Here is a 24,971-nt window from a genome sequence, read left to right as displayed (position 1 = left end):
TTACTATTAGGAAATAAAATTAAAGAAGGTGATTACGCTTGTCATTATTTAAAAAAGAACGATTTTCAATCCGAAAAATCTGTGGGATTGTTGGTTCTGTTTTACTCGGAAGTATCTTGGTTGCACCGTCAATCATTCATGCTTCTACCTATCATTACATTGAAAAAAGCTCTCTTACACAAGAAGAACAAACAAAGATTCAGGCAGGAATTCCTACTGATAATGAGAAAACTTATGCTCTTATTTATCAGCAGGAAACTCTTCCTGCAACAGGTTCATCGACTTCTGTGCTTACAGCTTTAGGTCTATTAGCTATTGGTAGTTTAGTTCTTTTAGTTCATAAAAAGAAAAAAGTTGCTAGTCTGTTCTTAGTTACTACGATTGGACTAATCGGTCTTTCTAGCATGCAAGCACTCGATATAAGCAATCCTTTGAAAGCTCCAAGTAATGAAGGAGTAGTTCAAATTGCTGGATATCGTTATATTGGATACCTACCCCTTAATGATGATGCAATTTCAGAAATTCAACATAAAGCTGAGGGGACAAAAAATGTTCCAGTATCTGAAACTCAGGAAAGTATCCCTAATGAAGCGCCTAAAGCAGAAAAACCTAAAAATCCAGAGTCTGTAAGCACCGTTCCAAACGAGACAACTAAATCAGAGAAGCCAGAGTACACTGCACCGGTAGGCACAGTCCCTGACGAGGCACCTAAAGCTGAGAAGCCAGAACATACAGCACCAGCTAGTGGTAATCTGGTAGAATCTGAAGTTCATGAGCAACCAGAATATACAGCTCCAATTGGCGGTAATTTAGTTGAACCAGAAGTTCATGAAAAACCAGCATACACTAAACCTATAGGTACTGTTCCAGATGAGGCTCCTAAAGTAGAGAAAACTGAGTACACAGCTCCTGTAGGTACAGTTCCAGATGAAGCGCCTAAAACTGAGAAACCAGAATATACTGAACCTGTAGGTGCAACAGGAGTTGATGAAAATGGAAACTTGATTGAACCACCTGTTAGCGAAAAGCCAGAATATACTGAGCCAGTAGGTACAACAGGAGTGGATGAAAAAGGAAACTTGATTGAAGCACCTGTTAGCGAAAAACCAGCATACACGGAACCAGTAGGTGCAACAGGAGTAGATGAAAATGGAAACTTGATTGAGCCACCTGTTATCGACATTCCAGAGTATACTGAACCAATATCTACAGTTTCAGAAGTTGCATCAGAAAGAGAAGAGTTGCCTTCTTTACATACCGATATCCGGACCGAGACTATTTCTAAAACGACTATAGAAGAATCTGATCCTACCAAATTTATAGGCGATGATTCTGTTAAACAAATTGGTGAGGATGGCGAACGTCAAATTATTACTAGCTATGAAGAGTTACATGGCAAAAAAATTAGTGAACCAGTTGAAACAGTAACTATTTTGAAAGAAATGAAGCCTGAAATTCTTGTAAAAGGTACAAAAGAAAAGCCTAAAGAAAAAACGGCTCCTGTTTTGACTTTGGAGAGAACAAATACAAATGTATTAGACCGCTCCGCAAATCTTTCTTATCATTTGGTTAATACAGATGGAGTCACAATCAATAAAATTACTGCGACAATTAAAGATGGAAATGAAATTGTCAAAACAGTAGATTTAACTTCAGAGCAATTAGATAAGCAGGTAGAAGATTTAAAATTCTACAAGGACTATAAGATAGAAACCACTATGACCTATGACCGTGGTAAGGGAGAAGAAACTGCAACATTAGAAGAGAAACCACTTCGCTTGGATTTGAAAAAAGTTGAATTGAAAAACATTACCTCAACAAATCTTGTAAAAGTCGAAGAAGATGGAACAGAAACATTGAAGGACTTCCTGACTGAGACACCAACAGAGACTGAAAAATACTATCTCAAAGTGACGTCTCGGGATAACAAAGTGACTCGTTTAGCAGTTAATCAAATCGAAGAGATTAATCAGGTTGGCCAAATTCTCTACAAAGTAACCGCAAGAGCTGTTGACCTTATTCATCATACTGACCCAAGCAAGATACGTAATGAGTACGTTTATTACATGGAAAAACCACGACCAAAGGTTGGAAATGTATATTACAACTTCAAAGAACTCATTGAAGATATGCAGAAAAAACCTGATGGTGAGTTTAAACTTGGGGCTGACTTAAATGCAACTAATACACCAACCCCGAACAAATCATATGTGACGAATGTTTTCAAAGGAAAATTATTGAGTGATGGAAGCAATCACTTCACTATCCATAATCTGGCACGGCCATTATTTGCAAGAGCTGAAAATGCTCACATTCACGACATTAATCTGGGGAATGTAAACATAAACATGCCTTGGGCAGACCGAACCGCACCACTCGGTGAAAACTTTAAGAATTCAACAATTGAAAATATCAAGGTGACTGGCCAAGTTGTTGGTAACAATGACGTGACGGGTATGGTAAACAAACTTGATGAATCCAGCATGCGCAATGTTGCTTTCATTGGTAAAATTGAAAGTGTGGGTAACAAAGGTTGGTGGGCTGGTGGACTTGTCAGCGAAAGTTGGCGAAGTAATGTTGATAGTTCTTATGTAGATGCGAATATTAAGGCAAACAACGCTAAATTCGGTGGACTGATTGCGAAAATCGACCACGGTGTAAACCCTATGGATGTAAAACAAAAAGGTCACTTGACTAAATCCGTTGTTAAAGGATCCATGACTCTCAAAACAAATAACCAAAGTGGTGGGCTCATTCACGACAACTACAATTGGGGATGGGTTGAAAACAACGTCAGCATGATGAAAGTAAACAATGGTGAAATCATGTACGGTTCTGGTTCAGTGGATTCGGGCGACCCAGACTTTGGATTCCATTACTTTAAGAACAATGTATATGTGAGAGATGTTGCGTCAGGCAATGTTTCATATAAACGTTCAAAACAAATTCAGAGTGTAGACCAAGCTGAAGCTGATAAACGTATTGCCACCTTCAATATCACTGCTGATAAGTATGAAATCACAGACCCACTTGTGAATACACTTAACAACCTAACAACTCGTGATAATGAGTATAAAACAACTCAAGATTATGACGCAACGCGTGAGCAGGCATACCACAACATCGAGAAACTACAACCCTTCTACAATAAGGAATGGATTGTAAACCAAGGTAACAGATTGGCTACAAGTTCAAACCTAATGACTAAAGAAGTGTTATCTGTTACAGGTATGAAGAATGGTCAGTTTGTGACGGACTTATCAGATATTGATAAGATTATGATTCACTATGCGGATGGCACTAAAGAAGAAATGGTAGTTACCGCTAAAGCTGATTCTAAAGTAGCTCAAGTAAAAGAGTATGATGTAGCAGGTCAAAACATTGTCTATACACCAAATATAGTTGTTAAAAATCGGGACAAACTGATTGCGGATGTGAAAGAAAGACTTTCAAGTGTTGACCTAATTTCAGCTGAAGTACGCGCATTAATGGATATACGTAAGAAGTCAGAAGAAAATACAAATGCTCGTAAAGATGGATATATTCGTAATCTATACTTGGAAGAAAGTTTTGCCGAAGTGAAGCAAAATCTAGATAAGTTCGTCAAAGCCTTGGTCGAAAATGAAGACCATCAATTAAACGTTGATGCTGCCGCGATGAAATCGCTACTCAAGAAAGTAGAAGATAATAAAGCTAAGATTATAATGGGACTGACTTATCTTAATCGTTACTATGATATCAAATATGGTGATTTGAGTATCAAGGATATCATGATGTTCAAACCGGACTTCTATGGTAAGACACCAAGTGTACTAGACCGTTTGATTCAAATTGGTTCAAGAGAACATTTCTTGAAAGGTGACCGTACACAAGATGCCTACAAAGAAGTGATTGCTGGTGCAACTGGTAAAGGTGATTTACGTAGCTTCTTAGACTATAATATGCGTTTATTTACAGAAGATAAAGATTTGAATGACTGGTTTATTCATTCTGCGAAAAACGTTTATGTAGCAGAGCCTGAAACAACTACTGAAGCCTTTAAAGATAAGCGACATCGTGTATTTGACGGTTTAAATAATGACGTTCACGGTCGTATGATTTTACCATTGCTCAACTTAAAGAAAGCCCATATCTTTATGATTTCAACCTATAACACGATGGCTTATAGTTCATTTGAGAAATATGGTAAGAACACTGAAGAAGAACGTAAGGAATTGAAGAAACGTATTGATGAAGTCGCTAAAGCACAACAAACTTATCTTGATTTCTGGTCTCGTTTAGCTCTTCCAAGTGTTCGTAATAAACTCTTGAAGAGCGAGTATATGGTACCAACACCTGTTTGGGATAATCAAACTTATGAAGGAATTAAGGATGCAAATCGTCAAGGTTATGGAAAAGGTGGAACCGTGGTATCTCCTATTCGTGAACTATTCGGCCCGACTAACCGTTGGCATCAAGTTAATAGAGCTATGGGAGCTATGGCGAAAATCTACGATAAACCGTGGAAAGATGAGCAAGTATTCTTCATGGTAACCAATATGCTTGACCCGTTTGGTATCTCTGCCTTCACACATGAAACCACACACATTAATGACCGTGTAGCTTACTTTGGAGGACATAACCATCGTCAAGGTACGGATTTGGAAGCTTTTGCTCAAGGAATGTTACAAACTCCTGATAAGTCAACAACAAATGGTGAGTATGGTGCGTTAGGTCTTAACATGGCCTATCATCGTCCAAATGATGGAAACCAGTGGTATAATCCAGACCCTGACAAACTTCAAACACGTGACCAAATCGACCACTACATGAAGAACTACAATGAAGCTATGATGATGCTTGATTATGCTGAAGCTGAAGCTGTTCTTCCTAAGATTAAAGGTGACAATAGTAAGTGGTTCAAGAAAATTGACCGCGAAACACGTCAACCAATGGATAGAAATAAACTAAGTGCTCCTCACCAATGGGACAAAGTGCGTGACTTGACAGACGCTGAGAAAACAACCAAACTGGAAACCATCGATGACTTGGTAAATAATAACTTTATGACCATTCACGGAAATCCAGGCAATAAGGTCTTCCACCCAGAAGATTTTGGTACGGCTTATGTCAATGTCAATATGATGGCGGGTATTTACGGTGGTAATACGAGTCCAGGTGCCCCCGGTTCTCTATCCTTCAAACACAATGCTTTTCGTATGTGGGGTTACTTTGGATATGCAAATGGATTCATTGATTATGTTTCAAGCAAACATCAAGGCGCCGCTAATAAAGACAATAAAGGTCTCTTAGGTGATGATTTCATTATCAAAAAAGTTTCTGGAGACAAGTTCAAGACACTTGAAGAGTGGAAGAGACATTGGTATCACGATGTTAAAGCTAAAGCAGAACAAGGATTTACTGCTATTGAAATTGACGGTAAACAAATTACCAACTATACACAATTGAAGGATATCTTTGTTAAAGCAGTTGAAGAAGATTTGAAGAAACCAGATGACTTCTCTCACACTGTTGCTCTTAAATCTAAGGTCTTTAAAGCCCTACTAAAAAACACAGACGGTTTCTTTAATAAACTGTTTAAAGAAGACATTTAAATGTTTAAAATATAAAGAGGGCAGTTTTTGCTCCCTCTGAAAAGTCATCATTTGATGGCTTTTTTTCTATATAGGGTACTTGAAAAAGGCTATCATCGGACAAAATAAAGAAGGCATGGTATAATATAAAGTAGATTTCTATGTCATAAAACAAGAAGTGTTTGAACATCATTCATTTGAGAACTCTTTATGTTCAAACGATAGTAAAATAAAATAGGGTCTCTAAACCCTTGCTACGAAAGGAAAAAACTCAATGGCGACTATTCAATGGTTTCCTGGTCACATGTCTAAAGCGCGTCGACAGGTACAGGAAAATTTAAAATTTGTTGATTTTGTGACGATTTTGGTGGATGCACGATTACCTTTATCTAGTCAAAATCCTATGTTGACCAAGATTGTTGGTGACAAACCAAAACTCTTGATTTTAAATAAGGCGGATTTGTCCGACCCAGCAATGACCAAGGAATGGCGTCAGTATTTTGAATCACAAGGAATCCAAACTCTGGCTATCAACTCCAAAGAGCAAGTAACTGTAAAAGTTGTAACAGATGCGGCCAAAAAGCTCATGGCTGATAAGATTGCTCGTCAAAAAGAACGTGGTATCCAGATTGAAACCTTGCGTACCATGATTATCGGGATTCCAAACGCTGGTAAATCAACTCTTATGAACCGTTTGGCTGGTAAGAAGATTGCCGTTGTCGGTAACAAACCTGGTGTTACCAAGGGGCAACAATGGCTCAAAACAAATAAAGACTTGGAAATCTTGGATACGCCGGGGATTCTCTGGCCTAAGTTTGAAGATGAAACTGTTGCTCTTAAACTAGCCTTGACTGGAGCTATTAAGGACCAGTTGCTTCCTATGGATGAGGTAACTATTTTTGGCCTCAATTATTTCAAAGAACATTATCCAGAAAAGCTGGTCGAACGCTTCAAGCAAATGAAAATTGAAGAAGAAGCGCCTGTTATTATTATGGACATGACTCGTGCCCTCGGTTTCCGTGATGACTATGACCGCTTTTACAGTCTCTTCGTGAAGGAAGTCCGTGACGGCAAACTCGGTAACTATACCTTAGATACATTGGAAGACCTCGATGGCGACGATTAAAGAAATCAAAGAACTCCTTGAAACGGTCAAGGAGTTAGAAAGCCCTGTTTTTTTAGAGCTTGAAAAGGATAATCGCTCTGGAGTTCAAAAGGAAATCAGCAAGCGTAAAAAAGCTATTCAGGCAGAATTGGATGAGGATCTTCGTTTGGAATCCATGCTTTCCTACGAAAAAGAACTGTATAAGCAAGGATTGACTTTGATAGCAGGTGTTGACGAGGTTGGTCGTGGTCCTCTGGCTGGACCTGTAGTCGCTGCAGCTGTTGTTTTACCTCAAAATTGTAAAATTAAAGGTCTCAACGACAGCAAGAAAATTCCTAAAAAGAAACATCTGGAGATTTTCCAAGCCGTTCAGGAGCAAGCCTTGTCAATCGGTATTGGTATCATGGATAATCAGGTCATTGACCAAGTCAATATCTATGAAGCAACCAAACTAGCCATGCAAGAAGCAATCTCCCAGCTCAGTCCTCAACCTGAGCACCTCCTGATAGATGCCATGAAACTGGAATTGCCCATTTCACAAACCTCCATCATCAAAGGAGATGCCAGCTCCCTCTCGATCGCAGCAGCTTCTATAGTAGCCAAGGTGACACGTGATGAATTGATGAAGGAATATGATCAGCAGTTTCCTGGCTATGATTTCGCTACTAATGCAGGATATGGAACTGCTAAACACCTGGAAGGACTTGACAAACTAGGAGTTACCCCAATTCACCGAACCAGCTTTGAACCCATTAAATCACTGGTTTTAGGTAAAAAAGAAAGTTAATTGAAAGGAAATACCATGGAGGAACAGTCGGAAATAGTCCGTTCTAAGAAAGAATTCGCCTTTGCATCCAGCACTATACTATCCCAAGTTGGTCGAGGAATCATTGTCGGCCTCGTCGTAGGGCTCATCGTCGGATCCTTTCGTTTCTTAATTGAAAAGGGCTTCCACCTGATACAAGGACTTTATCAAGATCAAGGGTACCTATTTGTTAATTTATTTATTATTGCCCTGTTTTATCTAATCATCTGCTGGCTCAGTGCCAAACTGACACGCTCTGAAAAAGACATCAAAGGCTCAGGAATTCCGCAAGTCGAAGCCGAACTGAAAGGTCTCATGACCCTCAACTGGTGGGGCGTTCTTTGGAAAAAATATATTCTAGGAATTCTTGCTATTGCTAGTGGACTTATGTTAGGTCGAGAAGGGCCAAGTATTCAACTTGGAGCTGTTGGTGGTAAAGGTATCGCCAAGTGGCTCAAATCCAGTCCAGTAGAGGAACGTTCCCTGATTGCAAGTGGGGCTGCAGCAGGATTAGCTGCTGCCTTTAATGCTCCAATAGCGGGTCTTCTCTTTGTCGTAGAAGAAGTCTATCATCACTTTTCTCGCTTTTTCTGGGTATCTACTCTAGCAGCTAGTCTCGTAGCAAACTTTGTCTCTCTGCTCATATTTGGTCTAACACCCGTACTGGATATGCCAGATAATATCCCACTCATGACCCTAGATCAGTATTGGATTTACCTCCTCATGGGAATTTTTCTGGGTCTTTCCGGTTTTCTCTATGAGAAAGCTGTACTCAATGTCGGTAGAATTTATGATTGGATTGGTCAAAAAATGCGTTTAGATAGAGCTTATTATCCAATTCTGGCCTTTATTCTCATCATACCAGTCGGAATCTTCTTCCCCCAAATCCTTGGTGGTGGAAATCAGCTGGTTCTTTCCTTAACTGAGCAAGATTTTAGTTTTCAAGTTCTATTAGCTTACTTTTTAATTCGCTTTATCTGGAGCATGATTAGTTATGGAAGTGGTCTTCCAGGAGGAATTTTCCTACCTATTTTGGCTCTCGGTTCCTTACTTGGTGCCCTAGTTGGTGTTATCTGTGTCAATCTTGGACTTGTCAGTCAAGAGCAATTCCCTATATTTGTCATTCTAGGAATGAGTGGCTATTTTGGAGCAATATCTAAGGCTCCCTTAACTGCTATGATACTCGTAACTGAGATGGTAGGAGATATTCGCAACCTCATGCCACTTGGTTTAGTGACCTTGGTAGCCTACATCATCATGGATCTACTCAAGGGTGCGCCAGTCTATGAGGCTATGTTAGAAAAAATGCTGCCTGAAGAAGCGTCAGATGAAGGAGAAGTCACTCTCATTGAAATCCCTGTTTCAGATAAAATAGCAGGAAAACAAGTTCATGAACTCAACTTACCACACAACGTCCTCATCACTACTCAAGTGCATAATGGAAAGAGCCAAACAGTTAACGGCTCAACCAGAATGTATCTGGGTGATATGATTCACCTGGTTATTCCAAAAAGCGAAATTGGGAAAGTCAAAGATTTGTTGTTGTAGTATAATTGTTACATAATTTATGTTATGTAAACATCAACTTAATTTATTTAAATAACCGATTCTCAGCAATGAGATCGGTTATTTTTTACAGATAAGATATTTCTCATACAAATAATTGAACGATAAAGCATAAAGCTAGAAAGGAGTTTACTGTATCAAATCTGTACAGTAAGATTAAAATCATGAAAAAGAAAACGATAGCGATTATACAATGTATTTTGTATCTCATAACTCCTTATTATTTTCCTTATTCTGTTGACTATTTCATTCTGGTTTAGTATTTGGAAACTAGAAAAAACACTAGCTAATGATTCTCAATAGAAACTCCAAAGACTTAGATCTGTTTTACTCAGGTCTAAGTCTTTTTTAAAAATCTCTATAACATCTTTCCGAAAAACTATAATTTTCTTGAGAAATATATAGGTCTATGCTATACTACTAGTAGACTTATTTATGGAGAAAATACATGAAACGTGAGATTTTACTGGAACGAATCGACAAACTAAAACAAATCATGCCCTGGTATGTTCTGGAATACTACCAATCTAAGCTTGCTGTTCCCTACAGTTTTACAACCTTATACGAATATCTGAAGGAATACGATCGATTTTTCAGCTGGGTTTTGGAGTCTGGTATTTCAAATGCTGATAAAATGTCCGATATTCCTTTATCTGTCTTGGAAAATATGTCAAAGAAAGACATGGAATCCTTTATCCTTTACCTACGTGAACGTCCTTTGTTGAATGCTAATACAACCAAGCAAGGAGTTTCTCAGACAACCATCAATCGGACTTTGTCAGCACTTTCTAGTCTTTACAAGTATCTGACCGAGGAGGTTGAAAACGATCAGGGGGAACCTTATTTTTATCGTAATGTAATGAAGAAAGTTTCAACCAAAAAAAAGAAAGAGACCCTTGCTGCCAGAGCTGAAAACATCAAGCAAAAACTCTTTTTAGGTGATGAAACAGAAGGGTTTCTGACTTATATAGACCAAGATTACCCACAACAGCTCTCAAATCGAGCTCTTTCATCATTTAATAAAAATAAAGAACGTGATTTGGCCATTATTGCCCTTCTCTTGGCGTCTGGTGTTCGCTTATCTGAAGCTGTTAATCTGGATCTAAGAGATCTCAATCTCAAGATGATGGTTATTGATGTCACTCGAAAAGGGGGCAAACGTGACTCGGTCAATGTCGCTGCTTTTGCTAAGCCTTATTTAGAGAATTATCTGGTCATTCGAAATCAACGCTATAAGACGGAAAAAACAGATACAGCCCTTTTTTTGACTCTCTACAGAGGAGTTCCTAATCGTATCGATGCTTCCAGCGTTGAGAAAATGGTTGCTAAGTATTCTGAGGACTTCAAAGTCCGTGTAACACCCCATAAACTGCGCCATACGCTAGCAACTAGGCTATATGATGCTACTAAATCACAAGTTTTGGTCAGTCACCAGCTAGGACACGCCAGTACACAAGTCACTGACCTCTATACCCATATCGTTAATGATGAACAAAAGAATGCCTTGGATAGTTTATAATTTTACGTAATATAACTTATGTAAAATATATGTCAAGAAAAGAAGCTGCTAAAAATAAGCAACTTCTTTTTCTTTATATCTGATACCAGTAAAGTAGCGTGGAATATCAATTGTTTCTATATTTTTGCTTGTATGAATTCTAAAAATCAAGCTTTTCTGGATTCAAATCTCTTCATAATCACAGTTAGACGCCAACGGTAGAAAGCCCCGCTCACGATTAGACTAATAATCAAACCGATCCAGTAAGAATAAGCTCCAAAATCTGTTAGGGAATCAAATACCATAGCCACTGGGATTGTTACGCCCCAATAACCAACCAAACCAAGGTAAAAAGGAATAACGGTATCCTTATAACCTCGTAAAATTCCCTGAAGCGGTGCCGCAAAGGTATCTGCTAACTGGAAGAAAAGACTATAAGTCAAAAAACGTGCTGTCAAATCGATAAATTCTGGGTCGTTCCCATAAAGACTGGCCACATTTCCCCTAAAAATGTAAAGGAAAGATAAGGTGAAGGCCGCAAAAATAAGGGCTGTCCCTCTTCCTAGACCAATATAGGTTTTCGCATCATCAAATCGCTTGGCTCCCACTTCATAAGACACGACTATCGCCATAGCCGATGAGATACTCATAGGAAAGGCGTACATGAGACTTGAAAAGTTCATGGCTGACTGGTGACTAGCAATAATTAAGGATGAGAACTTAGCCATAATCAAGCCAACCACGGAAAAGATAGCTACTTCCGCAAAGACAGTTCCCCCAATAGGCAGACCTAAGCGAACTCCTTCCTTGATTTTATCCATATTAAGCGGAATGCGTTTCTCAAAATGCAAGGCTTTGAGCTTCTCCTGTTTAAATAAAACCAGAACAGAAATCCCCAGCAATACCCAGTAAGCCAAGGAAGTTCCTAAACCAGCACCAGCACCTCCCAGTTCTGGAACACCAAAGGCCCCGTAAATCAAGAGGTAGTTAAATCCACTATTGAGAGGAAGTAACAAAAGCATGAGGTACATGGAAAGTTTGGTCAAGCCCAGCGAATCCAGCAAGGAACGAATGACACTAAAGAGCAACAAGGGGATAATTCCGATAGATAAAAACCAAAGATAGCGAACCGCTACTGCTGCTACTGGCGCTTCTAGTCCGATATGATTTAAAACGGGTGGTGCCAGGAAAACTACCAGTCCCAGTAAGAAAACGGATAGGCCCAAGGCCAAATAGATGAACTGGTAAAAATCTGACGCAACTTCTTCCTTTTTGCCTCGACCAAGGTGGTGACCAATGATGGGCACCAGGGCTGATACAATCCCTGTCAGGAATGTAAAGAAAGGATTCCAGATACTGGTTGCCATAGACACACCAGCCAAGTCCATGGTATTGTATTGACCTGTCATAGTCGTATCAACAAAGGATGCAGAATAATTGGCAAATTGATAAATCAGGATTGGGAAGAAAATTTTTAAAAATAATACTAACTTCTCTCGTAAACACTTTGTCTTATACATACTTCTCTTTCTATTCTGATTTATCTAAACCAAAGAGTTTCAGACCATAGTTTTTCAAACTTAGCGGAGGGTTATTAGATTTTGAAGTAGTATGCCAACACGCACATGTACGACAATAATAGCTTCTAACTAAACCTCCATTATCATATTGAACCGCATGGTCAGCTTTTTCTTTAGTTTCATATTGAATTTTAGAACGATTAGATGCGGGACAGTAAATTCCGCTATTAGATTTTGCTTTTCTCTCCCTACGTTTTCGAAAATAATTCATATTCCAACTCCTATCAAGTTTGATAGACGATTTGTCCCTTACAGATGGTATATTTAACCTGCCCTTTTAAGGTTTCACCGATAAAGGGTGAATTAGCTGCTTTCGAAGCAAAATGGGAGTCCACAAGGCGGTCAGCCTTAGCATCAAAAATAGTGATGTCCGCTGGACCATTCTCAGTCAAGTAACCTGCTTCAAAGTTGTAAAGCTTGGCTGGGTTGTATGTCATCTTTTCGAGTAATTCCATCAAGCTTAACTCACCAGCTTCGACCAAATAAGTCAATCCGAGAGACAGAGAGGTTTCTAAGCCAGTCATACCAGATGGCGCTTTGGTAATATCCTCAACATTTTTTTCATCTACATGATGAGGCGCATGGTCAGTCGCAATAACTGTGATGACACCTGACTTGAGACCTTCAATCACGGCACGACGGTCTGATTCCAAACGAAGCGGCGGATTCATCTTGGCATTGCTTCCTTGTGTCAAAAGGAGAGCTTCGGTCTTAGAAAAATGCTGTGGCGCTACTTCTGCTGTGACTTGCGCACCTAGCCCCTGAGCAAACTCCACTACTTTAACACTTTCTTCCTTAGACAAATGCTGAATATGGACATGAGCCTTAGTTGCATAGGCAATCATGACATCACGCGCCATCATAGCATACTCAGCCACCCCAGTCGCACCGCAGATATGGAAATGTTCTTTAGCAATATTTTCGTTAAAGCCAAGAATTCCATTCAAACCTGGATCTTCCTCATGAAGACTAATAAAGGTATTAAGCTTTTTAGCTTCCTCCATGGCTTCCTTGACAACTTTACTGCTTTCAAGTGGGATACCGTCGTCTGAGAAACCAACCGCACCAGCTTCTAAGAGTGCTTTAAAGTCAGTCAAATCTTGCCCATTAAAATTCTTAGTAACGGTCGCAACCGTCTTGACATTAATTTTCTCTTTGGCAGCTGACTGGAGAACTTCTTGCAAAGTCTCTATATCCGAGATAGTTGGACTAGTATTAGCCATCATGACAACCGTTGTAAAACCACCTGCGGCGGCTGCTAGGGCACCAGTATGGATATCCTCCTTGTGGGTCTGACCAGGTTCACGGAAATGCACATGAATATCGACCAAACCAGGAGCAACCACAAGACCACTAGCATCTATGATTTCTGCTCCTTCTTCTTTAATCTCAGGCGCAATTTTGACAATTTTCCCATCTTGAACTAAGACATCACACACTTGATCCAAACCAGACTTGGGATCCATTACACGACCATTTTTGATTAGTAGCATCTGCTTTCTCCTTTATTCATAGAAATCAACTTGGGTATCCAACAATTTATCCCCATCATAAACAAATTTAGCTGAAAAGAAGGGTTTATCCTCTAAAAGCCACTCAACAAAGGTATGGTCACCTTCCCAAGTTGGCTTGCTCAAAACCTCATCATAGGGAACCCATTCTAAGGTTCCTTCATTGCAGTCAATCAAGTCACCCTCGAACTCCGTCACTTTAAAAACATAGGTGTACCAGTCTAAATCTGGCGTAAATTCAGGAAAAGTGATAACACCTTTTAGAACTGGCTTGGCTTTGAGCCCTGTTTCCTCGAGGATTTCACGCGCTGCGCATTCCTGAGGAGTCTCACCTCGCTCTAGCTTACCACCCACACCAATCCATTTCCCTTCATGGACATCATTAGGTTTCTTATTACGGTGGAGCATGAGCAGTTCCTTCCCGTTATCAATGTAACAAATTGTCGCTAACTGAGGCATATTTTCTCCTTATCTAAGCCAATCGATTGGCTCTTGTCCTGTCTCTTTTAAGAATGCATTGGCCTTGGAAAAAGGCTTGGAACCCCAAAATCCTCTATAAACCGACAAAGGACTGGGATGGGCTGATTCGATAATCAAGTGATGAGGATTGGTAACTAAGGCCTTCTTCTTGCGTGCATAAGATCCCCAGAGTACAAAAACGACTGGTCTATCTAGTTGATTGACCACCTGAATCACAGCATCCGTAAAAGGCTCCCATATCTGACCAGCATGACCATTGGCCTGTCCAGCAGGAACTGTCAAACAAGCATTAAGAAGCAAGACTCCTTGCACAGCCCAAGCTGTCAAATCGTGGGACTTCTTGACCCCGATATCATCTGACAATTCTTTCAAGATATTTTGCAAGGATGGTGGAGCTGGGATAGAGTCAGGTACAGAAAAACTTAAACCCTGAGCTTGACCTGGCCCGTGATAGGGGTCTTGCCCTAGAATCACCACCTTAACGTCTTCTAGGGGTGTGGTCAAGAGAGTCTGAAAAACCTTTTCCTTGGGTGGATAAACAGTCCCCTGACCATAGACCTGATTCATAAACTGATTGATTTTACCGAAATAACCCTCAGGTAATTGCGCCTTAATCAAAGCATGCCAAGACGAGTGTTCCATAGCTGACTCCTTCGTTTTTACTGCCTCTATTATAGCAAAAAGTGGCTATCTAAACCACTTTTTACAGTTCATCTAAACAATCCAGCAAGTCTTGGAAGGAATAGACTTCGTAGGTTGGCTGGGCTTGTGTGTGATTTTCGAGGTGATGAGGGTTGTACCAGATAGTATCAATCCCCGCATTATTGCCACCTTGAATGTCGGCGGTTAGGGAATCTCCAATCATCAGCGTCTTTTCTTTGCTAAAACCTGCAATCTGTTGACCGATTTTTTCATAAAAGAGAGCATCAGGCTTTTGTGTTTGCAACTGTTCAGAGATAAAGACCTGATTGAAATAAGGTGCTAGACCAGATTGAGCCAAACGCCCTGTCTGAATGGCAGTAATTCCATTTGTCGCAGCATACAGCTCATAATCTCGCTCAATGAGGCTGTCTAAGAGTTCATGAGCGCCTGAAAAAGTTTGTCCCTGCTGGGCAAGGTAAAATTGGTAACGCTGGGCTAGAAAACTACCGTCTTTTTCCTGTCCAAAATGAGCAAATAAACGAGAAAAGCGCGTGTTAACCAGCTCTTGTTTACTAATTTTCTTTTGCTCCAAGTCCTTCCATAGAGCCTTGTTCATGGGAACGTAAAAATCTTTGTATGCCTGAATATCTGCAACTCCTTCTTCTTTTAGGAGTTGCGTCAAAGCCACATCCTCAGCAGCATCAAAATCAAGAAGAGTGTGGTCAAGGTCGAAAAGTAGAAATTTGTGGGACAATTTGAGAGTTTTCCTTTCTAGGTATTTAATAGATTAGTTTATTTCTTCTTTTTCTTAGTTTTATTCATCAACATACCAACTACAACTGGAGTAACCACACTTCCAACTTGTCCAACAACTTTAAGTATCTTTTTTGCTTCATCTATTTTTTTGTTTCTACACGATTCGCACTTATTGTGCTTATAACTTGATGGTAAATCCCTAGTACATGTCTTGCATTTTTTTATTTCTTTCATTCTAGCACCTCTGTCTCAATAGAATCTGTTTTATTTGGCAATTTCATTATCGAAGTTTCAATTTTTGGCAATTCTTTTGTCCAGTAATTTGTAGGCGAAGGATCAAGTAAATCAAGTCTCTCTACTAATTTCTGAGAACTGAGATAAGTTTCGTTAATAAATTTCCCAAAGTAATCCAAACTTTTTTGAGCAGCTTTTTTCTCGCCCAACTCATTATAAGCTATTGCTGCTGATAGTGAAACGATATTTACAGCTGCTAATCCATCTCTAATCTCATTCATACGAGCTTCAATTTTATCTGGTTTATCCCCTTTTAATAACTTACCCCAAGTAGAATCTGGTTGTTCTTTGATAAAATTTACATTTGATTTTTGACTAAGCATTAAGAGATTTCTACTATCTTCTGCATCTGAAATAACTTGCAGTAACATCATTGTTCTAATGTTTGAATCTGATATCTCTCTAGCTTGCAAGAGTTTCTGTTGACAACTATAGGCTATTGCGAGTCTATCTGACTCCTGTCCTTTTCTGACGTCCTCGATAGCATATTGTACATTCTGAATCTCCTCTGCAATCTGAGCCATTTGAATTTGTGACGAATAATCGGCTAGCGCTTTATTTAATTCTGGTGCCAACTTAACAGATTTCAATGGTACATTTCCAACGACTTTATTAGTATTAGTATCTACTAATACCGCCAAAAGAGAGCCATCTTTCTTGGTCATTAATTTTAACACTCCTTGAGCAATTTGTTCCCGTTGTTCTGGAGAAAGAATTGCCTGAAAAACCTCTTCAGGTATACTAGATTGGACAACATTGATAAAGGCTGGAGCAGAATATAACATTTTTTCTACTTCAGATAAGATTTTATTTGCATTTTTGACTAATGGTTTGGCTATTTCTGGTAACTTATTAAAAAACGATGAGGGTTTTAGTTCATAACCATCAATATCAAGAATATCGAAGTCATCTTCTCCAAAAAATAAAACTTCATCCATAAATTACTACCTCATTATATTTAAATTATTAGAAATATTATACCATATTAAACAAAATTATGATTTTGATTTTTCTTTAATATTATTTATCCAATCATTTTTACTGGAATCTAACATAGAATAACACTATCCTATACAATTGACAGCCCAAATCGTTCAGAATAGAACAATCCTAACTATCGAATAACTCAACTTCATAAATATCTATGCAATCCTATGCCTAGAATTCCTATAAACTAAATGTTTTGGCACTCTTCTAAGCCATTGATTGCCTTAAATTTTAATTTTTGAAGGATTCTAAAGCTAGAATAGTCCTATCACAATCAGTTTTGAATGATGAACAATTTAGAAACACTATAATTCTACTCCTTTTAAACAAAAAGGAACTGCCCAAGCAATCCTTTTCTGATTTTGAAATCATTTACTTATACTCTTCGAAAATCAAATTCAAACCACGTCAGCTTCACCTTGCTGTACTCAAGTACAGCCTGCGGCTAGCTTCCTAGTTTGCTCTTTAATTTTCATTGAGTATTAAACTTTGATAGTTGAGATAATCAATAGCCCACCTATAAAAAGAGTTATAGTAAGATTCCTTATTTATTGATTTCAAGCTCCGACAACTGTGTGTGAATAACTGACAGTTCTGCACCAGCCTGAAGAAGAGCAGCTGCAGTATAGGCACCTTCTACAATTGGAACCCTATTTATCATGATACTTTTATCACTGAAATCAGCCACCATTTCTAAGTTCATTTTAGCAGAACCTAGGTCAAAAAAGGCTAATAAAGTATCTGCTGGATTTTCGGAAACAACCCTATCTACTTGATCAAAACTTGTTCCAATTCCTCCATCTTCGGTTCCTCCTACATAAGTAATCGGGACCTCTTTAGCTACTTCACTAATCAGTTCAACGACACCTTGTGCAATGTTTTTGGAATGTGAAACGATAACAAGACCAATACTTCCCATTAAAACACCCCAGTTTCTAAAAGAGCAGTAAAGAGTAATCCTGATGAGAATGATCCAGGATCAATATGTCCAAGAGAACGTTCTCCTACATAAGATGCCCTTCCTTTAGTTGCAAGTAAATCTTTGGTAGCATTCACTACCTTATCAATAACCTCTTGAGTCAATTGGCCAGCAGACAAGGCAGCAATAACAGGAGCCCAAACATCAACCATTGTCTTTTCTCCAACTTCTGCTTTCCCACGTTTGACAATCATATCCAAACCGCTTTGTAAGATTTCCTCTATTTTCGAATTAGAATCAGCCTTGGCCATGCCCATAAAAGCAGAGCCATACAGAGGACCAGAAGCACCGCCTACCTTACTCAGTAGTTGCATTGAGACAAGTTTAAACACATCACTGCTTGTTTCAAATTGCTTTCCTTCTAAGTTCTCCATAACTGCAGCCATGCCACGCGCCATATTTCCACCGTGGTCTCCATCTCCTATAGGAGTGTCTAACTCACTAAGGTAATCTTTCTGTTCTTGAATCTTTTCATTAAAAAGCTTCATCCATTCAAGAGCTTGTTCAACATTCATGCGACATTTCCTCCTTGAGTTTACCAAGCTGGGGTAGTAACAGGTGCATTTAGAGCATCCAACCACTCATCATCTGCCAATCGAATCAATGTTAATGACAAGCCAGCCATATCAATTGAGGTCATATAGTTTCCAATTTTCTTAAACGCCAACTGAACATCTTTTTCATGAAGTAATTTAGCCACATCATTTGCGAAAACATATTGTTCCATAAGCGGAGTGCTTCCTAAACCATTGATGAGAAGCCCATAGCGTTCACCAGCCTTAAGTTGGAAACCTTCAGATAATTTTTCAACCAATTCTGAGGCCAATAGTGCTGAAGGCTGCATCTTCTCTTTTTTATATCCTGGCTCACCGTGAATACCAACTCCATATTCAAATTCATCATCTTCTAGAACAAATCCTGGTTTCCCAACTTCTGGAACAGTAGCGCCAGATAGAGCTAATCCAATTGTTTTAATTTCTAAGACAAGTTTATCGGCCAAGTCCTTCATTTCAGCCAATGATTTACCAGAACGGGCCGCATCACCTAAAATTTTATGGACTAAAATAGTACCTGCAACACCTCGACGACCTTGGGTATAGAGACTATTTTCAACAGCGATATCATCATCAACCACAACGCTTGCTACATCAACACCTTCCATTTCAGCAAGTTCTTGTGCAATTTCAAAGTTCATAATGTCACCAGAATAGTTTTTGATGACCATGAAAACTCCAGCACCTTCATCAGCCGCCTTAATGGCTTCTAAAATTTGGTCTGGAGTAGGTGAAGTGAAGACTGCTCCACAAATGGCAGCAGACAACATTCCATCTCCTACAAATCCAGCATGACTTGGTTCATGTCCTGAACCTCCACCTGAAATAAGTCCAACTTTTCCTGTCTTTTCTGCCTTTCTAACGATGACATCAAAACCATCTAAGCGTTCTACCAAGTCATCATGCATGAATGACAATCCCTGCAACATTTCATCAACAACTTGTGTCGGTTCATTTATAATTTTTTTCATGAGAAACTCCTTTCGGCATCTACCTTTGTTTTCGTTTTCATTATATATTTTTTATCGCTGGCTGATAAGGGACAGATTCTATTATTTGTCCCCTTTTAAACCCGTTTAAAACATTTTTTTGGTAAAATGAAGTAAGTAAAAGAAAGGTTTCCTATGGCATCATCACTCATTACAAAAAAACGGATTGCCAAGGCATTTAGAGACCTATTAGCTACTAGAGAATTTGACAAAATCTCTATTGTAGATATCATGGAATCAGCTGGCATTCGTAGACAGACCTTTTATAATCACTTTCTTGACAAATATGAACTGCTAGACTGGATATTTGAAACTGACTTAACCGAGTATATTACCAATAACTTGGACTTCATTTCAGGCCAAAAACTATTACAAGAATTATTTTTTTATTTCGAACAAGAGCGTGACTTTTATATTCAACTTTTTGATATTCAAGGGCAAAATAACTTCTATGACCACTTTATCAGCTACTGTCGCTTGCTTGTATCAAAAATTTTAAGAGAATACGGTCAGATTGATATCGATTCATCTGCTTATACTTGTTTTTTGTTAGACTATCATTCACATGCTCTAGCAGAAATCGTGAAGGCTTACGTCAATAAAAAAAGTCCAGTTCCACAACCAGACTTTCTAATCATGACAATTATTGGAAAGAGACCACAATGACATTTATTTCAAATCATAAACAGAAAATTATTTCAAGTTACATTTCAGCAACTGTTAGCAGTCATCCCGAATTAGAAAAACACCCTACTTTACCATTAGTCTATCAAAAAAATCGAAATCCTCATCAGGTTCCAATCTTGTCGGGTGGAGGTTCCGGTCACGAACCTGCGCATATTGGATATGTGGGAGAAGGAATGCTTACTGCTGCTATCTATGGCCAATTATTTACTCCACCTACAAGAACTGAAATCTTAGAGTCCATTCGTTTTTTAAACAATGGTCACGGTGTCTTCATCATTGTAAAAAATTTCGAAGCAGACATCAAAGAATTTAGCTGGGCCATTAACACCGCTAGACAAGAAGGAATTAAAGTCGGCTATAGTCTAGCACACGACGATATTTCTATTGAAGCTCACAATAGATTTCAAATTAGAGGAAGGGGGCTTGCAGGGACTATTTTACTTCATAAAATCCTAGGATATGCAGCTCAAAATGGTGCCGAAATAGAGCAACTAACTGATTTAGGTCATGAACTTGCTCCCGAAATCGCAACAATTGGCTTTGCAACGAAATCGGCTAGTCTCCCTCAAACCACCCTTCCACTATTTAACTTGGAAGAAGGAAATATTTCTTATGGTATTGGGATACATGGCGAAGAAGGCTATCGTATCGTCCCATTCCAATCATCGGAAATCCTTGCAAATGAAATTATAAGTAAATTAAGATTGCACTATCATTGGAAAAAGGGTGATCAATTTATATTGCTTGTAAATAATCTAGGCACTACCAGCAACTTAGAAATGGGCATATTTATCAATGATCTCCTTCAACTCTTAGAAATTGAAGGAGTCACTATTACCTTTATAAAATCAGGAACATTTATGACCAGTCTAGATATGGCAGGTATATCCGTAACTCTTTGCCCCGTAAAAAATAAACAGTGGTTAGAAGCGCTCAATGCTCCAACGACAGCTTTTGCATGGTAATTTGCTTGTATAACTCAAAAGGGCTACATCACTTGATGGCCCTTTGTTTTTATCTTATACTCAATGAAAATCAAAAAGCAAACTAGGAAACTAGCCGCAGGCTGTACTTGAGTACGGCAAGGCGACGTTGACGCAGTTTGAATTTGATTTTCGAAGAGTATTACGTTTAAAAGAACTCATTCTTTCTATTTCAAATAGGCCATCTATCCCTTACAATTCTTCTGGTGAGCTTTGAGTTTTTTCAGAGCCCAATCATAGTGGCTTGACGTGCTACTGACAAAGTAGGAACCTAGACTTGTTCCTCCCGTCCACTTATAGACACCTTTGGTAAAGAGTTCGTCGTTGCTAAAAACTTCTATCAACTCTAAAACCTCTCTATGTGATTGTTCTAGGAGTCTAGTCGCTTCTTCTAAGGACGTTTTCTGGTGCTTCTTCCAAAAAGCGACATTCATTTGTCCATAAGTTTTCCAATTATAAGATTCAGGGAGAAAAGGTCTTTCGTGACCTTTTTGATTAGAATGTACCCAAGTCAACAGTAACTGCTGCCATTCATAAAGATGGATCAAGACATCCTGCAGATTTTTATCCCTTTTCCAGTGAGCTTCCCTTTTCTTTGGGTCTCTTGAAAAATCAAATGGAGTCTGTATCTCATCTTCACTTAGTTGGGAGATGAAACGATTGAGCTTTTCATAGTTTTCCTTAGAGGCCAGCACTAGCTCCTCTTTTGTTTTCGGTCTAGGCACAGAGTTCTCCCTTCATATTGTTAGTTATTATTAGAAATTTTTTATTCTTAAAATCTCTATAACTTATCCTTTAATTTCTCAACAAAGAGATAGGCTGCTGGACAGGTCAAGGTATTCTTAATCGTCAAATGGTTGATTTGATGGATCTTTTTGCGATCTGTGTGGGGGAACTCTCGGCAGGCCTTGGGACGAACATCATAGATGGAACAAAGATTATCTCCTCCTAGAAAGGGACAAGGCATGGATTTAAAAACCTTATCGCCATCTTCATCTACCTGCAGAAACTCCACTTCAAAAGCAGGTAATTTCATCTTAAAATACTTGGCGATTCGTGTAATATCCGCTTCTTTAAAGTCAGGCCCCAATGTCTTGCAACAGTTGGCACAGGCCGTACAATCAATCTCCGCAAAGACTTCCTCGTGAATCTGCTGGGCTATCTTATCTAGATTTTTTGGTGGCTTTTTCTTTAAATTTGCTAAAACTTTTCGATGCTCCTTCTGCTTTTGTAAGGCTAGCTGGTGGTAGTACTCAATATCAATTTCTTTAGACATGGTTTCTCTCTTATTCTATTTACTTCCCCCTATTATACCATGCCTCTGGAGCATTTAAAAGTGTACTTTATAAGACTATACTTTTCCAAAATGCGTCAAAAAAACCTTGCAACTAGGTTACAAGGTTAATGACATTAATCGAAGTTAACGTATTCTTTTTGAAGTTCAAGAACTTCTTCCATTGTTGAACACTCTGTAAGGGCACGGTTAGCGTACTCTTCCATCTTAGCAGTATCCAATTTCTTCATCAAGCTACGTGTACGAAGGACAGATGTTGCTGACATAGAGAATTCATCCAAGCCCATTCCGACAAGAAGTGGAACAGCTTTTTGGTCACCAGCCATCTCACCACACATACCAGCCCATTTACCTTCAGCGTGAGCTGCCTTGATAACGTTGTTGATCAAGCGAAGGATTGATGGGTTATATGGTTGGTAAAGGTATGAAACTTGCTCGTTCATACGGTCTGCTGCCATTGTGTATTGGATCAAGTCGTTTGTACCAATTGAGAAGAAGTCTACTTCTTTAGCAAATTGGTCTGCAAGCATCGCTGCTGCAGGAATTTCAATCATGATACCAACTTGGATGTCATCCGCAACTGCAACACCTTCTGCAAGAAGGTTTGCTTTTTCTTCTTCATAAACTGCTTTAGCTGCACGGAATTCTTTCAAAAGCGCAACCATTGGGAACATGATACGCAATTGACCATGAACAGAAGCACGAAGAAGAGCACGGATTTGCGTGCGGAACATTGCATCTCCAGTTTCAGAAATAGAGATACGAAGAGCACGGAATCCAAGGAATGGGTTCATTTCATGTGGCATATCAAAGTAAGGAAGTTCCTTATCTCCACCAATATCCATTGTACGAACAACTACTGGTTTACCATTCATTCCTTCAAGAACAGCTTTGTATGCTTCATACTGCTCGTCTTCTGTTGGGAAGTCTTGAGAATCCATATACAAGAACTCTGTACGGTAAAGTCCAACAGCTTCTGCACCGTTGTTGTTAACACCTTCAACGTCTTTTGGAGTACCGATATTAGCGGCCAACTCGAAGTGTTTACCGTCAGCAGTCACTGTTTGAGCATCTTTCAAAAGTGCCCATTCAGCTTTTTGTTTAGCATAAGCTTCACCAGCTGCTTTAAATTCTGCCGCTTGTTCATCTGTTGGGTTGATAATCACTTCACCAGTAATTCCGTTAACGGCAAGGATATCACCGTCTTTCACTACTTCAGTGATGTTATTTGTTCCCAATACAGCTGCAATTTCAAGTGTACGTGCCATGATAGCTGAGTGGCTTGTACGTCCACCGATGTTTGTTACAAAAGCTTTTACAAAGTTTTTGTCCAATTGAGCTGTATCAGATGGTGTCAAGTCATGTGCAATCACGATTACTTCTTCATTGATAGAAGCTGGGTTTGGCAATTTCTTACCAAGAAGGTTTGCCAATACACGTTTTGTCACGTCGCGGATATCCGCTGCACGTTCTTGCATGTATGGGTTGTCTTCCATGCCTTCAAAGATAGTGATGAACATGTCAGTCACTTCTTTAAGACCTGCTTCTGCATTGACTTTCTTAGCACGAATTGTTTCTTTAATCTGACCAATCAATTCTGGGTCAGAAAGAACCATCAAATGAGCGTCAAAAACTTGAGCTGCTTCTTCACCAAGCGTACCTACAGCTTTCTCGCGGATAAGAGAAAGCTCGTTTTGAGAAGCTTCAAGAGCAACATCCAAACGAGCCTCTTCTGCGTTTGTATCTTCGACTGAAATAGTCTCGAATGACAAATCCGGTTGAACGAGTAGATATGCTTTTGCAACTGCAACACCGTCAGATGCTGCGATTCCTTTAAGCATTTCTGTCATTTCCCTTATGCCAATCCTTCTTTTTCCATTGTTTCTGAGATTGCAGCGATAGCGTCATCTGCATCTGCACCTTCAGCTGAGATAGTTACATCAGCACCTTGGCCAACACCAAGACTCATAACACCCATAATTGATTTAAGGTTAACTGATTTACCTTTGTACTCAAGAGTGATATCTGAAGCAAATTTGCTAGCAGTTTGTACCAACAATGTTGCTGGACGTGCGTGAATACCTGTTTCTGCCACTACGTGGAAATCTTTAGAAGCCATAGTTTGACTCTCCTTTTGTTCTTTCTTTTTTTGAGTTATATGTGATAACCCTTACAATTTGGTATTATACCATCTTCTAGGATTTTTTTCAAGCATTTTCTGGATTTTCCTTCAATTTCTTTTCAGATAACTTGCTGAAAATCTTCTATCCTAGATAACAAAACACAGGATATAGTTTCTTTAAAAACGATTTATACGATAATCATTGCTGTTTTATAAAACAAACACTACATATTGTGTTTTGTGAGCTTAAGTAGAAAAATTGACCACTATATTTAGTTCAAATCATTGACAAAATTTTATTTTCTGATATACTAAGATAGTATTAAATTTTGAAGAGGAGTTACACAATGGTAACCGTTTATTCTAAAAACAATTGTGTCCAATGTAAAATGACCAAGCGTTTCTTGGACAGTAATAATGTCTCTTATCGTGAAATCAATCTTGATGAGCAACCTGAGTATATCGATCAAGTTAAAGAGCTCGGTTTTAGCGCAGCTCCTGTTATCCAAACACCAACTGAAGTCTTTTCAGGTTTCCAACCAGGAAAACTGAAACAATTAGCATAA

23 protein-coding genes are annotated in these 24,971 nt (G+C 39.0%); 8 read left to right on the top strand and 15 right to left on the bottom strand.

Going from position 1 to position 24,971, the window contains the following annotated elements; genetic code table 11:
* The first annotated feature begins 38 nt into the window (after positions 1 to 38).
* The 5 genes from OC529_RS03575 (at position 39) to xerS (ending at position 10,568) form a co-directional block, all read left to right on the top strand.
* The gene (locus OC529_RS03575; protein WP_262081497.1) at positions 39 to 5,594 is read left to right on the top strand and encodes an SIALI-17 repeat-containing surface protein; all 5,556 of its coding nucleotides are present in this window, start codon (positions 39 to 41) and stop codon (positions 5,592 to 5,594) included.
* Positions 5,595 to 5,847: 253 nt separating this feature from the next.
* On the top strand, positions 5,848 to 6,699 hold the full coding sequence (ylqF, locus tag OC529_RS03570) for a ribosome biogenesis GTPase YlqF (protein WP_262081496.1): 852 nt from the start codon (positions 5,848 to 5,850) through the stop codon (positions 6,697 to 6,699).
* Positions 6,686 to 7,465: a ribonuclease HII gene (locus OC529_RS03565; protein WP_262081495.1), complete on the top strand. Its 780-nt coding sequence runs from the start codon at positions 6,686 to 6,688 to the stop codon at positions 7,463 to 7,465. Before ylqF ends, OC529_RS03565 begins: the two co-directional genes overlap by 14 nt.
* 15 nt (positions 7,466 to 7,480) lie before the next feature.
* Positions 7,481 to 9,031 (top strand): ClC family H(+)/Cl(-) exchange transporter, encoded by a 1,551-nt coding sequence (locus OC529_RS03560; RefSeq protein WP_262081494.1) that lies wholly within the window; start codon positions 7,481 to 7,483, stop codon positions 9,029 to 9,031.
* A gap of 466 nt (positions 9,032 to 9,497) precedes the next feature.
* Positions 9,498 to 10,568 carry a tyrosine recombinase XerS gene (gene xerS / locus OC529_RS03555; protein WP_262081493.1) on the top strand — a complete coding sequence of 357 codons (1,071 nt, stop codon included), beginning with the start codon at positions 9,498 to 9,500 and terminating at the stop codon, positions 10,566 to 10,568.
* Between the two features lie 146 nt (positions 10,569 to 10,714).
* Here the strand turns inward: xerS and pdrM are convergent, their stop codons facing one another.
* The 11 genes from pdrM to dhaK all read right to left on the bottom strand — a co-directional run bounded on the left by pdrM (position 10,715) and on the right by dhaK (position 19,301).
* Entirely contained in the window at positions 10,715 to 12,067 is a 1,353-nt protein-coding gene (gene pdrM / locus OC529_RS03550; RefSeq protein WP_176139189.1) for a sodium-coupled multidrug efflux MATE transporter PdrM, read from the bottom strand.
* Positions 12,068 to 12,077: 10 nt separating this feature from the next.
* Positions 12,078 to 12,338 (bottom strand): hypothetical protein, encoded by a 261-nt coding sequence (locus OC529_RS03545; protein WP_001105920.1) that lies wholly within the window; start codon positions 12,336 to 12,338, stop codon positions 12,078 to 12,080.
* A 13-nt stretch (positions 12,339 to 12,351) separates the two neighbouring features.
* Positions 12,352 to 13,620, bottom strand: coding sequence for a dihydroorotase (locus OC529_RS03540; protein ID WP_262081492.1), 1,269 nt, complete (start codon positions 13,618 to 13,620; stop codon positions 12,352 to 12,354).
* A 12-nt stretch (positions 13,621 to 13,632) separates the two neighbouring features.
* Positions 13,633 to 14,097: an NUDIX hydrolase gene (locus OC529_RS03535; protein ID WP_001135768.1), complete on the bottom strand. Its 465-nt coding sequence runs from the start codon at positions 14,095 to 14,097 to the stop codon at positions 13,633 to 13,635.
* A gap of 9 nt (positions 14,098 to 14,106) precedes the next feature.
* Entirely contained in the window at positions 14,107 to 14,760 is a 654-nt protein-coding gene (locus tag OC529_RS03530; protein ID WP_262081491.1) for a uracil-DNA glycosylase, read from the bottom strand.
* Between the two features lie 61 nt (positions 14,761 to 14,821).
* Positions 14,822 to 15,514: a YjjG family noncanonical pyrimidine nucleotidase gene (locus tag OC529_RS03525; protein WP_262081490.1), complete on the bottom strand. Its 693-nt coding sequence runs from the start codon at positions 15,512 to 15,514 to the stop codon at positions 14,822 to 14,824.
* Positions 15,515 to 15,552: 38 nt separating this feature from the next.
* The gene (locus OC529_RS03520; RefSeq protein WP_000658758.1) at positions 15,553 to 15,750 is read right to left on the bottom strand and encodes a hypothetical protein; all 198 of its coding nucleotides are present in this window, start codon (positions 15,748 to 15,750) and stop codon (positions 15,553 to 15,555) included.
* On the bottom strand, positions 15,747 to 16,748 hold the full coding sequence (locus tag OC529_RS03515) for a hypothetical protein (protein WP_173249760.1): 1,002 nt from the start codon (positions 16,746 to 16,748) through the stop codon (positions 15,747 to 15,749). The genes OC529_RS03520 and OC529_RS03515 overlap by 4 nt, the downstream gene beginning before the upstream one ends.
* A gap of 593 nt (positions 16,749 to 17,341) precedes the next feature.
* The gene (dhaM, locus tag OC529_RS03510; RefSeq protein WP_000534745.1) at positions 17,342 to 17,716 is read right to left on the bottom strand and encodes a dihydroxyacetone kinase phosphoryl donor subunit DhaM; all 375 of its coding nucleotides are present in this window, start codon (positions 17,714 to 17,716) and stop codon (positions 17,342 to 17,344) included.
* Positions 17,716 to 18,291 (bottom strand): dihydroxyacetone kinase subunit DhaL, encoded by a 576-nt coding sequence (gene dhaL / locus OC529_RS03505; RefSeq protein WP_001100265.1) that lies wholly within the window; start codon positions 18,289 to 18,291, stop codon positions 17,716 to 17,718. Before dhaL ends, dhaM begins: the two co-directional genes overlap by 1 nt.
* 20 nt (positions 18,292 to 18,311) lie before the next feature.
* The gene (dhaK, locus tag OC529_RS03500) at positions 18,312 to 19,301 is read right to left on the bottom strand and encodes a dihydroxyacetone kinase subunit DhaK (protein WP_262078568.1); all 990 of its coding nucleotides are present in this window, start codon (positions 19,299 to 19,301) and stop codon (positions 18,312 to 18,314) included.
* A gap of 153 nt (positions 19,302 to 19,454) precedes the next feature.
* Between dhaK and dhaS the strand changes: the two genes are divergently transcribed.
* Positions 19,455 to 19,985, top strand: a complete 531-nt coding sequence (gene dhaS, locus OC529_RS03495) for a dihydroxyacetone kinase transcriptional activator DhaS (RefSeq protein WP_000168609.1) — start codon at positions 19,455 to 19,457, stop codon at positions 19,983 to 19,985.
* Positions 19,982 to 20,971 carry a DhaKLM operon coactivator DhaQ gene (gene dhaQ / locus OC529_RS03490; protein WP_262081489.1) on the top strand — a complete coding sequence of 330 codons (990 nt, stop codon included), beginning with the start codon at positions 19,982 to 19,984 and terminating at the stop codon, positions 20,969 to 20,971. Before dhaS ends, dhaQ begins: the two co-directional genes overlap by 4 nt.
* Positions 20,972 to 21,174: 203 nt before the next feature.
* On the opposite strand, the gene OC529_RS03485 is transcribed toward dhaQ, so the two are convergent.
* From OC529_RS03485 to OC529_RS03470, 4 genes are all read right to left on the bottom strand, one after another.
* Positions 21,175 to 21,714, bottom strand: a complete 540-nt coding sequence (locus tag OC529_RS03485) for a ClbS/DfsB family four-helix bundle protein (protein ID WP_262081488.1) — start codon at positions 21,712 to 21,714, stop codon at positions 21,175 to 21,177.
* Positions 21,715 to 21,770: 56 nt separating this feature from the next.
* Positions 21,771 to 22,265 (bottom strand): YkgJ family cysteine cluster protein, encoded by a 495-nt coding sequence (locus tag OC529_RS03480; protein WP_262081487.1) that lies wholly within the window; start codon positions 22,263 to 22,265, stop codon positions 21,771 to 21,773.
* Positions 22,266 to 22,399: 134 nt separating this feature from the next.
* Positions 22,400 to 24,133 carry a phosphoenolpyruvate--protein phosphotransferase gene (gene ptsP / locus OC529_RS03475; RefSeq protein ID WP_261083646.1) on the bottom strand — a complete coding sequence of 578 codons (1,734 nt, stop codon included), beginning with the start codon at positions 24,131 to 24,133 and terminating at the stop codon, positions 22,400 to 22,402.
* A 5-nt stretch (positions 24,134 to 24,138) separates the two neighbouring features.
* Positions 24,139 to 24,402, bottom strand: a complete 264-nt coding sequence (locus OC529_RS03470) for a phosphocarrier protein HPr (protein WP_000146947.1) — start codon at positions 24,400 to 24,402, stop codon at positions 24,139 to 24,141.
* Between the two features lie 350 nt (positions 24,403 to 24,752).
* On the opposite strand from OC529_RS03470, the gene nrdH reads away from it, so the two are divergent.
* Entirely contained in the window at positions 24,753 to 24,971 is a 219-nt protein-coding gene (gene nrdH, locus OC529_RS03465) for a glutaredoxin-like protein NrdH (RefSeq protein WP_000259247.1), read from the top strand.

Source organism: Streptococcus sp. Marseille-Q5855 (assembly GCF_946901985.1).
Taxonomy (GTDB): Bacteria; Bacillota; Bacilli; order Lactobacillales; family Streptococcaceae; genus Streptococcus.
Note: the sequence above shows the minus strand (reverse complement) of the source record. Positions and strands in the feature narration are given on the sequence as shown.